The following is a 10,765-nucleotide window of genomic DNA, read 5'->3' as shown; positions in this document are numbered from 1 at the left end:
GCAGCGCGGTCAGGATGAGCACCACCACGGTGAAGGTGATCAGCTTGTCCAGCGGGTCCGAGATCAGGCCCTGATAGGTGGTGGAGGCGAGCAGCGACTGACCCCAGGCCTGGAACATCGCGACGAGCGCACCCGTGCCGCCTCCGGTCGCGCCGCCGAAGACGAAGGCCGCGATCGGGGCCGAGATCATGGCCGCGACCACGCCGACGACGGCGCCCACGATGGGAGCCGTCCAGACTCTGCGGAACATGCCCAGCCGCGCGGCGTAGCCCGCCAGCAGCGCGATGACGACCTGCACTATCGCGAATGGCAGCGGGATCGGTGTGAGCGTGAGGCCCCAGATCACGTTGGTCAGGATGCCGGTCACCACGCCAGCGGCCGGCCCGGCCAGCACCGAGACCAGCACGGTTCCGATCGAGTCGAGATAGACCGGGAGACCGAGGACGGCGACGAGCTGGCCGACCACGATGTTCAGCGCGATGGCAACCGGGATCATGGCGACCACATTGGTCGAGAGCCGCTGGACGGACCCCATCGCGATCAGGATCGCACCCAGGAGGTAGCCGGCCATCGCGATCAGGCCGGCCGGGCCGGTGCTGGAATGCTGCAGTTCGACGGGCTGGGCGATCACCAGGTAGAGGTAGGTGGCGACCACGATGAGCGTGCCGGCGAGGATCAGGGTCAGATTGCGGTTCACTGCGTCCTCCTTGCGACGGGTTGCGATCCGGTCAGGCGAGACTCCGAGCGAGGGCTCCGACACGCTCGATGGTGCGTCGGAAGAACTCCGCCGGGTCCGTGTCGACCACGATGTCAGCATTCGCCGGCCTGCCCCACATGCCACGCCAGTCGGCGACCGTCTGGCCGCGGGTGAGAGCGCCGGCCAGTTCCACGTCCACCGTCGCCGGACGGACGCGACCCAAGCTCGGGTCGAGCGCGACCGCCGCGGCGAACGGATCGTGCATGTGGGCCAGGAAGCCCTGGTCGTAGAGCCGGTGGAACTCCATGTAGAACCGGACGGCGTCGCTGAGGTGCCGGATCACCGGGTTGGACGCGGTGGAGCGGCGGCCGGGTTCGTCGTCCGGGGAGATGATCTCGGCCGGGGTGCTGCCCGCCGCCTCGGCCAACTCGGCGATGTGATGCGGGTGCATCTCGACGCGCTCAGTGACGTCGAGAGCGCAGACGATCGGACGACGCCCCTCCGGCAGCCCGGAGAAGGCGTCGAAGACGATCTTGGCCGAGTCGGGATCGACCGCGATATTCCACTCGGTGGTGGGCAGGGTGTTGCCGGGGTGGTTGAATGCCCCGCCCATCACGACGATCCGCTTCAACAGCCGGGGCAGCTCGGGCTCGATCTTCACCGCCAGCGCCAGGTTCGTGAGCGGCCCGGTGATCAGGCCGGTGACCTCCCCGGGACGGCGTCGGGCGTTGTCGATCCACACCTGCGTGGCGTGCCGCGGCGACAGCCCACGGGTCGGCGCGGGCAGTTCGGCGTAGCCGATGCCTTGCGGACCATGGGTCTCCTCGGTGGTCATCAGCGGCTGGACGATCGGCGCCTCGGCGCCCAGCGCCACCTCGACCTCCGGGTACCGGCAGAGCTCCAGCCAGGCCAGGTTGTTGATCGCCACCTGCCGGGCGGGCACATTGCCCGCCGTGCAGGTGATGCCGAGGATCTCGGCCTCCGGGCTGGCCATCAGGTACAGCAGCGCGAGCGAGTCGTCGATGCCGGTGTCGACGTCGACGATCAGCGGGGTGGTTTCGGGCACTCTGACCTCCAGTGCATCCAGTCGGCTCAGGGGCTCTCGCGGGGCTCCAGGGCTCGCCAGTCGTCACGATCGCCGCCCAGAATCCCCAGCTGGGCGCGCCCGCTGTCCTCGATCACCAGATGCTCGCCGGGCTGGCTGACCCAGCCTGCGAAGACGGCCGACCGCCACAGCGCGGGGAACCCCGACTTGTCCAGGTCGTAGGCGATCATCTCGTGTCCGTCGCCGTTGTCCTCGACCGTGTACAGCACCGACTTCGCGACGAACGAGTAGGAATACGGCTGAACGCGCACCGAGCCGATCAGCTTGCCCTGTTCGCGCAACGAGAGCACGTACACCTCGCTCTCCTCGGAGACGACCACTCGGTCGTTGTCGGCGAACGTCAGCCAGCAGGACGAGGCCGCGCACCGGTGGCGCCAGCGCGACTCCAGCTCGTCGCCCTTGATCGTGTACGCCGACAGCTCGCCCGCGTCCATCACCAGCAGCAGCCCGCCCGCGACCCGGACATGGGCGCCGAGCGAGAGCCGATCGAGCACCCAGGTCTCGGAGTTCTTCCCCGCGTCGAAGCCGGCGATCCGCTGGGTCTCCCGCTCGGAGTCGGACTCCGTCCGGATGAGCTGATCCTCGGTGCCCGGAAGCTTGGCGAGCAGGACGCCGCGGCGTCCGGCGTCGATCGCGAACTCCGCCCGCTGACCGTCGGAGGCCCGCAGGTAGCCGTTGTCGGTGAGCAGGTAGCCGCCGGGGAGAACCTCGGCGTAGCCGCCCTCCTCGGCGTACATCGGGACGGCGCTGGAGTTCCACTTCTCCTGGGAGAGGTCCGCGACGTTCAGCGCCCGCAACTGCTGCTTGTCGTTGGTCACGATCAGCGAGTCGCCCACCAGCCACTGGATCGACCAGGCGTCCCGGCGGCTGGTCTGGACGCTCGACTTGACCGCCCCGGACTTGGCGTCGAGGGTTGCCAGCCAGTACACCGGGTTGGCGTCCTCGTCGCTGTTCTCGGCGGGGTCGGCGAGCAGGACGGCGATGACGCCGTCACTCACCCGAAAGCCGTAAATCGACGGGGTGACGCCCTCCCAGAGGTCGGCCGGGTTCCACGTCCACGCCACCTTGGCCGACTTCAGATCGACGCCGACCAGATTGTCACCGATCGCGGGCGGCACCGGCTTGGCCGGAACCTCGGGTGCGCTCGAATCGCGCGACGGGTCAGCGGAGAGCCCTCGAACGGCGTCGCCGTAGCCGGCGTAGCCCCCCGACGACGTGGTGCTGAGGTTCTCGGAAGTCTGGTATTCGCAGTACTCCGCGATCGAGGAGTACCAGGTCAGGTCGGCATCGGTCCGCTTCAGGCAGCGCGCGCCGTCGGCGAACCCGACCGCGTAGTCGGCGTCCCACTGCTGGCGCGCTTCGACGGCGCTGCGGTACTCCTTCGCCTCGAACTGGTAGTCGTAGACCGCCGGAGTCGAGTTCCAGCCGACCATCAGGTCGGGCCCCGCCTCCACGAAGCTGGTCGTCCATTCCTGGCTGCTCGGAAGCCCCTCGATCGCGCTGACCGCCGTCAGGCCCGGAGCCTGCCGGAACTCGGGAGCGTAAGACACCGCGGCGGCAGAGCCGCCGCCCAGGAAGATCGGGATCACCCAGAACCACGTCGCGGCCGCGGCGGCGAGAGCAGCGGCAGCCGCGCCGCCGATCAGCGCCAAGCGCCGGCCCTTGCCCGACCGGACGGAGGTCTGCGCGGGCGCGGGCTGCGCGGGCGCCTGCTGGGCCGCCGCAAAGGCGGGCTGCGCGGACGGCGGCAGAATCGGCTGCCCGGGCACCTGCTGTGCAGCGAAAGCTGACTGGAAGGGCGCGGCTGCTGGCGGCGCTTGAATCGGCGGCGGGGCGGCGCCCAGACTGTTCAGGCGCACCCCGGCTGTTGCTGCCACCACCGGATCGTCCTGGGCGGCCAGCCAGCCCAGCAGATTGCGATCCGCGGACGGGTGCATCGCCGCCTCGGCACGCAGCGACGGCTGCGCGAAGCACAGCGCCAACAACTCCGGCGCGGGCAGGCGCGGATCGGCCAGCGCAGCCCGAGCAGTTTCCAGGTTCGCGTAGTCGCGACCGGTCATGGTCCCCCCTATCGACACCGGCCGCTCGGTTTGGGGCGGCCGGTCACTGATTCCCCAGCAGGAGAGTATGGCCTGCCGCTGACGGCGGCGGGGGCTGTTTCCAAAATTCTCCGGTTCAGGCCGGCTGGACGAGGACCGGCACCTCGACGGGAGTCTGGTCGGCCGGCTGACCGAGCAGCTGGTCGGCGGGCCGCATCCGGATGGTCTCGAAGGCGGCCCACAGCGCGTCCGTGGTGTCTCCCTCGACCGAAAAGGAGAGCTGGTGGTCGGGCAGCCACCCGGTGGCGACCACTCGCTTGACGCCGCCGGGACCCTTGACGGTGTCCTTGTCCGTCTTCACCCACCCGCTCACCGGGTCGGCCCCGACCAGCAGGTCGTAGGTCGCCAGCGTGGTCTTGGCGTCGTACTTGTCGTCGTAGAGCGACACCGCATCGGAGGGCTTCTCCCAGAACCGGTACCGGACCAATGCTTCGCCGAGCTCGCAGTCCCACATCACCGTGAAACCGGAGTACTCCCGGTTCTTGGAGGAGTCCACCTGTTCGCAGGTGGCGTGGGAGGCGATGGACGGGAACGCGAACCGCAGGTACTCCCACGCGGCGTCCTTCCCGGTCGGCGCCGCGCAGTCGGCGGCGGAGGCGCCGGCGCTGCCGTCCCAGCAGGTGAGGCCGACCGGCATCGTGGTCGGCGTCGGGGTGGGCATCACGTTCGGGCTCTGGCTCGGCGGTTCGCTGACGCCTGGGCTCTCGGTGGGCTGCGCGGACGCGGTTTCGGACGGCTGCTCCGTGGGCTCTGCCGGCGGCGGCGCCGCCTGGGTTCCGGTCGAGCCGCCGAGCAGGCCGCCCGCGAAGGCCAGCCCGACACCGCCCCCCAGCACGACGAGCGCGGCCAGGACGCCGACCACGACCGGCCACATCCGGCGCGGGCGCGGTTCGGACGGGGCGGCCGGAGGCTCGGTCGGGGTAGCCGGCGGTTTGGCGGCAGCCGGCACCGCGACCACCGGCTGAGGAGCGGTGTGGACGGGCGCCGCCTGCCGAACCGGGTGGACGGCCGTCGGCTGCGGGACCGGCTGGACGGGCGTCGGCTGGACGACGGGACCAGGCGGTGGGGTCGCTGCCGTCCGCTTCGCCAGCTGAGCGTCCACCGCCGGATCGCGCAGGTCACGCAGCCAAGCCAGCAGCGGCTCATCGGCGGCCGGGTAAGCGGCCACCACCGATCGCAGTTGGGGGAACGCGGTCACGATCTCGCGCAGCGCCTCGGGAGAGGCCGATCCGTCGGCGAGTGCGGCAAGGGCCGCCCGGGCGTCGGGGAAGGGCATGGCTGCTCCGTTCAGTCCTGGTTGGTGCTGGGTTCGATCATGCCAGGGCGAGCCGGGCGACGACGGGCGAGTGGTCCGAGCCCATGACCCCGCTCCACACCGGGACCTTCACTCCCCGGATCCGGCGGTGCTCGACTCCAGGCCCCGAAAGAACGGCCCAGCTGGCGACCTCGGCGTCCTGAGGCACCCAGATGAAGTCGATGTGGCGTCCGCTGGTCCGGACCACCTTGACCTGGCTGCGTCCCTTGACCGTGGCGGTCATCCAGCCGGCCGAGGCGGCGTTCGGCACGTCCGAGTCGTCCTGGGCGGCGATCGCGGCGGCATCGGCCATGCCGAGCTCCCGCAGGGTCGTCAGGTGCGCGGAGAACCGTTCGCGGGTCTCGTCACCGAAGGCGTTGAAGTCGCCGAGGATCAGCTGCGGCAGCCGTCCGTCCGGATTCTTGGCCGTCACCAACTCGGCCAGCCGAGCCACGTTGGCGGCCCGCAGGTCCGCGCAGGCGGCCTGGTCATAGGGGTGGAGGTGGGTGTTGAAGACCCATAGCTCGCGCTCAGTGGCGGTCTCCCGCAGCAGCGCCCAGCTGGCGAACCGGCCGTTCGTGCGGTCTCGTCCGATGCACTTCCGCGCGCCCTTTTCCAGCTGCTCCACGCCGGAGTCGACCACGGTGAACCGGGACGACCTGACCGCGATCGGCACTGTGGCGTCCGGGTTGGCCCAGGCATACTCGGGCAGCAGCGTGGCGAGGCGGGTCTGGGGCAGCGGGTCGGCGCCTTCGTTCTCCTGGAAGCCGATGATGTCGGGGTCGGCAAGCTGGACCTTCTCGGCCACCACCGGCAGCCGCGCGCTCAGCTTGAGCTCGTCGCCGAGGCCGGCGGCCTTCATAGCCTTGCAGCCGGCGCAGTCGTTTCTGCCGGTGAGCGTGTTGTAAGTCATCACGGTCAGCTCCAGCGAGCCGGTCACAACCGGTTCCGGTTCGGCCGACGGCAACGTGGGGGACGGCGCCGGAGCGGTCGCTGCGGGGGCGGACGGAGCCGCGGGCGGCGAGGTCGGGAGCACCGTCGGCGCGCAGCCTGACGCGGCCAGCACGAAAGAGATCGCCAGGGCCGCTGCGGCTCGTCTTCTCAATCCTGCTCCAGCACTCCGTGGCGGCCACCCCCGCCGCCGGTCATTCTAGTGTCCTCTCGGGAGCCACCTTTCCTTCGGCGTCGCAGGCCGCGGCCCGCCGTCTCCGGTAACCTGCCTTGCACCGGTTGAGTGGGGGACGCCGGGTGAGGGGGACGTCGATGACGCAGGCAGCGCCATCCGAGCAGGCTGCCCAGACCGCCCTGCCAGCCCCCGCCGACGAATCCGGCCAGCGTGACTGGCCCGCCCGGGCCCTCGCTTCGGCCCTCGCCTTGCTCACCGCCGCACTCGTCGTCGCGCTGGCGATCTGGACCTCGGTCGTCCCGTTGCTGGCGGCCCTCCTGCGGAATCCGGGTGAGACGCCGTCGACGATGGCCTCGATCGCCTTCGCCTCGGCCTGGGGGCTGAGCGGGCTGGGAGCGGTCGGCGGCTGGCTGGCCACCGCCGTCCAAGCGCTGCGGGGCCGGACGGGCGCGCCGCACCGGATCGCCGTCGTGCTGACCGTCGGCTTCCTGCTGCTCGGCTTCTCGCTCGCCGCCGCCTGGCCCGAGGTCGCCCCCTGGCTGGCGCAGGCCCTTCCCGGCGGAAACGGCACTGCGCTGAACCTCGACCTGTTCGGGCTGGGCTCGCTGGTGGTCGCCGGCGCCCAGTCGGCCACCGCGATCGCGCTCGGCGTCACTCCTCGCCGGCTCGCCACAGCTCTGCTCCCGGTGCTCGCCATCGGCGTCCCCGCAACCTTCGCCAGCACCGGAGTGATCGTGGCCGGGGGCGGACGGACCTTCCCGCCGGCGCGCCTGATCGCCGCATCGCTGACCGGTGACGGGATGCTCACCTGGGTCGCCCTCGCCACTCTGGCCGCGCTTGCCTGCTTCCTCGTGGCGGCGGCGCTGGCCCACCGGCGGCGGCATGAACCGGGTCGGCTCTGGGTCCGGATCGCAGCCGTCCTCGCCTTGGTCGTCATCCTGCTCACCGGAGCCTTCCTCGTGGTGACCAACCAGCTGTACCAGGCCAGCACCGGCACCGCCGGGTGGCCCGGAACCCCCTACCTGCCGATCAGCCTCAGCGGCTGGCTCGTGACCGCGCTCGCCGTGGCGATCCTCGTCCTGCCCGGTCGCGGACGGCAGCCCGCCCCCGAGCTGCCACCGTCCGGGAGCCAGTCATGACCACGCCTTCCGCACCGCCCCGTCGGCGAGTCACCCGCATCACCGCCTTCGTCCTCTCCCTCGGCCTGCTGCTCAGCACGCTGGGGATCGTCGGCGTCGTCCGGTACTGGGACTACCTCAGCGGGGGCGTCGTCGAACCCGACCTCAGCCAGCTGCCGACCGGCGAGGTGGTCTTCAACGACCGGATGACCCTCTACCGGCCGCCCGCCGAATCCTTCGCCCTGGACGAGGCCACCGGGCAGGTCTTCGTCGCCGACGAGTTGCTGGTGATGTTCACCGCCGAGACCACCGAGGCCGAGGCGGCCGACGCGATCGCCGGCTGGGGCGGTCGCCGGGTGGGCTACCTGGCCGCCATCAACCGCTACGAGGTGCTCTTCGACCAGCGCCGCAGCCGCGCCGAACTGACGGCCCTGGCGGTCGAACTGGAGCAGCACCCCCAGGTGGAGATCGCCTACCTCAACGACCTTCACGTGGCGGCGGCCCACTACCAGCCGGACGATCGTGGCTGGCGCGGCGCGTGGAACGGAAGGTCCCAGGCCGACGGGAACTGGGGCATGGAAGCGATCAACGCACCCGTGCTGTGGGACTACCGAGACGAGGTGGCGAAGGGTCTCGGCCAGGTGCGGGTCGGGGTACTGGACGTGGGTTTCGTCGACAACTCGGATCTGCGGATCGACGTGCTCTCGCCGAACGAGGCCCAGGACCACGGCACCCATGTCGCCGGCACCATCGGCGCCCGCTTCGACAACGGCGAGGGGGTGGCGGGCGTGGTCCCGGCGACCGCCACGGTCGCGACGAAGCTCAGCGGCGTGTCCGCCGATGGGCTCAACTCGAACACGGCGAGTGCATTGGTCGCCGCCGTGCAGGATGTCTACGACGACGGGTACGTCTGCCTGACCTCCTCGACCTCGGATCTGGCGTTGGTCTACCTGGTCGCGGAACGCCGCGCTCGGGTCGTGAACTACAGCATGGGGCTCAATCCCGAGTTCGTTGAGACCTACGCGGCGAGCCGGGGGAACACCGCCGCGCGGCGAGCGATGAGCGAGGCGACGGAGCCTATGGCGCGGGTGCTCGGACGCCTGCTCGACGGGTACGACTTCCTGCTCGTGGCGTCCGCCGGGAACGAGGCCAAGGTCATCGACTTCTGGAACGTGCAATCCGGCACCCCCTTGTTCGTCCAGGACACCGGCGAGCCCCTCGGCTACCGGAAGGCGAAGTGGCATGAGATGCCATGGGGGAGGAACGGCGAGATCGACGCTGCGGTGGGTTCCTTCTTCACTTTCATCGGCAGCTCGTTCGACCGACGCGACGGCGCCGCCGCGAAGCTCGCCACCCGGGTGCGGGACCACGTCCTGGTCGTCGGGGCGGCCGGGCTGCGGGACGGGCACCTCTACCGCGCCGGCTTCAGCAACACGGGCGACCGGGTGGATCTCTACGCGCCCGGCGTGGGCATCGAGAGCACCGTCGGCCCGGACGCCGAGGGAGCACACGACTGCGGCGGCGTGAAGTGCAAGCTCATGAACGGGACCTCGATGGCCGCACCGCACGTCACCGGCACCCTCGCCGCGCTGTGGGCGATGGACCCGTCGCTCACCAGCCAGCAGGTCAAGGGCTTCCTGCTCGACAATCTGCAGAGTGGCGGCGACGCCTGCTCCGGCGACTGCTTCCTGGACGCTGGCGCGGCGGCCACGGCGCTGCACAAGCAGCTGCCCGCCACCGCCACCGGCCCGACCAACCCGACGGACCCGACGAACCCCGCGACCCCCGATGACGGCACCGCCACCACGGTGCTGGTCTTCGACACCTCGGGCTCGATGGGCGCCGGCTCGGGCCGCACCGAGATGGTCGACGACGGCTCAGGCGGTCGGGTCGAGCGCAAGCTCTCCAAGCTCGACGCCGCGAAGGAGGCCGGCAAGGTGCTCCTCTCCACCGTCCGCTCGACGGCGAACAAGTACCCGGGCTCCTTCCAGGTGGGGGTGGCCCAGTTTTCCGGCAGCGGCGCGGACGTCATCGCGCCGACAGCCGACTACCAGGCGGTGGCGGCCGCGATCGACGGGCTGTCGGACGGCGGCGGCACCGACCTGATGGAAGCGATCCGGGTCGGGACCAACCAGGTCAGCGGCCACGGCGGGACGCGCACGGTGATCCTGCTCTCCGACGGCCAGGACGAATCCGGCAACTCCGACGCCGACCTGGTTGCGGCCGCCAAGGTGGCCGGCGGCAACGGCATCAAGCTGTGCACCATCGGCTTCGGCGAGGGCGGCGAACTCAACGAGTCCGTGCTCAAGCAGATGGCCGAGGTCACCGGGTGCGGCTACAGCTTTGCGGACGCGAACAGTTCGGTCGCACTGGCGGGCAGCTTCATCACCGCTCAGCTCCAGTCGAAGTCGGTGCTGCTCGCGCAGCAGACTGCCGTGGTCGCCCAGGGCCAGCGGTCGGTGGCGCTGCCGCTGGCCGTCCCGGATCAGACCGGTGACCTCACCACCGTCCTGTACTGGCCGCAATCGACCAGTGCAACGTCCGGAACCGCGCAACTCGAAGCGGTCCTGGTCGACCCCGACGGAGTGACGGTCGACGCCGGCTATCCGGGCGTGAGCCTGGACACCGACCGGAGCCCAGCGCAGCTGGTCATCACCGATCCGAAGCCCGGCGCCTGGTCGCTGTCGGTGCACGGCAGCCGAACCTCCGGCGACGTCGAGCACTTCTTCGTGGCCGCCGCGTTCGAGGAGCTCGAGCGGGAGTACCAGGTCAATCAGGTTCCGAAGCTGACCGCTGCTGATCCGCGGCCGATCGCCACGAACTTCGTGATGGCGGCCACCGCCGTGGCGCTCGGCGCCGGACTGGTCCTGCTGGTGGTGGCCGTGGCCCTGCTGCTGCCGGCCACCCCGGCCCCGCCTGGGCGGCGGCTGTAGCGCCCGCTCGCCCTCCGGACGCGGCACGAACGCTGCGCGAGGGTTCATTTCAGACGTGCTCGGGTGTAGCCTCAGATTGCCGACTGTCAACAGTTAACGAAGGAGTGGCGATGGCCGCGGTGGTCAACTTCATCGGCTTGGGCGTGATGGGACGCCCGATGGCCCAGAACCTCGTGGCGGCCGGTTTCGAGGTCACCGCCTTCACCCGGACGGACGCCTCCCGCAGCCGGGCTCGGAGCGACGGGCTGACGGTGGTGGACGACCTGGCCGACCTCCCCCGCGACCCCGACTTCGTGGTCACCATGCTGCCGGACGCGCCGGACGTGGAGGCCGTCCTGTTCGCCGAGGACGGACCGGCCGCGCGATCCTCCGAAGCCACGCTGTTCGTCGACA

General features: G+C 70.7%; 8 protein-coding genes. 3 read left to right on the top strand and 5 right to left on the bottom strand.

Going from position 1 to position 10,765, the window contains the following annotated elements; all coding sequences use genetic code 11:
- From Q0066_RS09170 to Q0066_RS09150, 5 genes are all read right to left on the bottom strand, one after another.
- Nucleotides 1-697, bottom strand: a 697-nt coding sequence (locus Q0066_RS09170; RefSeq protein ID WP_298132219.1) for a hypothetical protein, incomplete at its 3' end; no start/stop codon positions are given.
- Between the two features lie 31 nt (nt 698-728).
- A complete protein-coding gene (locus Q0066_RS09165; RefSeq protein WP_298132218.1) occupies nt 729-1,763 on the bottom strand; it encodes a nucleoside hydrolase in 1,035 nt (344 codons plus the stop codon).
- 26 nt (nt 1,764-1,789) lie between these two features.
- Nucleotides 1,790-3,862 carry a hypothetical protein gene (locus tag Q0066_RS09160; protein ID WP_298132216.1) on the bottom strand — a complete coding sequence of 691 codons (2,073 nt, stop codon included), beginning with the start codon at nt 3,860-3,862 and terminating at the stop codon, nt 1,790-1,792.
- Between the two features lie 115 nt (nt 3,863-3,977).
- A complete protein-coding gene (locus Q0066_RS09155) occupies nt 3,978-5,177 on the bottom strand; it encodes a hypothetical protein (RefSeq protein WP_298132214.1) in 1,200 nt (399 codons plus the stop codon).
- A 37-nt stretch (nt 5,178-5,214) separates the two neighbouring features.
- Nucleotides 5,215-6,108: an endonuclease/exonuclease/phosphatase family protein gene (locus tag Q0066_RS09150; protein WP_298132210.1), complete on the bottom strand. Its 894-nt coding sequence runs from the start codon at nt 6,106-6,108 to the stop codon at nt 5,215-5,217.
- A gap of 350 nt (nt 6,109-6,458) precedes the next feature.
- Between Q0066_RS09150 and Q0066_RS09145 the strand changes: the two genes are divergently transcribed.
- The 3 genes from Q0066_RS09145 to Q0066_RS09135 form a co-directional block, all read left to right on the top strand.
- On the top strand, nt 6,459-7,460 hold the full coding sequence (locus tag Q0066_RS09145) for a hypothetical protein (protein ID WP_298132209.1): 1,002 nt from the start codon (nt 6,459-6,461) through the stop codon (nt 7,458-7,460).
- Nucleotides 7,457-10,372 (top strand): S8 family serine peptidase, encoded by a 2,916-nt coding sequence (locus Q0066_RS09140; RefSeq protein ID WP_298132207.1) that lies wholly within the window; start codon nt 7,457-7,459, stop codon nt 10,370-10,372. Before Q0066_RS09145 ends, Q0066_RS09140 begins: the two co-directional genes overlap by 4 nt.
- Before the next feature lie 110 nt (nt 10,373-10,482).
- A partial coding sequence (locus tag Q0066_RS09135) for an NAD(P)-binding domain-containing protein (RefSeq protein WP_298132206.1) occupies nt 10,483-10,765 on the top strand: 283 nt, incomplete at its 3' end.

It is taken from the genome of Micropruina sp. (assembly GCF_027492755.1).
Lineage (GTDB): Bacteria > Actinomycetota > Actinomycetes > Propionibacteriales > Propionibacteriaceae > Micropruina.
Note: the sequence above shows the minus strand (reverse complement) of the source record. Positions and strands in the feature narration are given on the sequence as shown.

What these genes read in the sequence shown, in the direction of transcription:
- Q0066_RS09160 (WP_298132216.1), bottom strand. Translation starts at nt 3,862, where the DNA reads ATGACCGGTCGCGACTACGCGAACCTGGAAACTGCTCGGGCTGCGCTG.
- Q0066_RS09155 (WP_298132214.1), bottom strand. Translation starts at nt 5,177, where the DNA reads ATGCCCTTCCCCGACGCCCGGGCGGCCCTTGCCGCACTCGCCGACGGA.
- Q0066_RS09150 (WP_298132210.1), bottom strand. Translation starts at nt 6,108, where the DNA reads ATGACTTACAACACGCTCACCGGCAGAAACGACTGCGCCGGCTGCAAG.
- Q0066_RS09145 (WP_298132209.1), top strand. Translation starts at nt 6,459, where the DNA reads ATGACGCAGGCAGCGCCATCCGAGCAGGCTGCCCAGACCGCCCTGCCA.
- Q0066_RS09140 (WP_298132207.1), top strand. Translation starts at nt 7,457, where the DNA reads ATGACCACGCCTTCCGCACCGCCCCGTCGGCGAGTCACCCGCATCACC.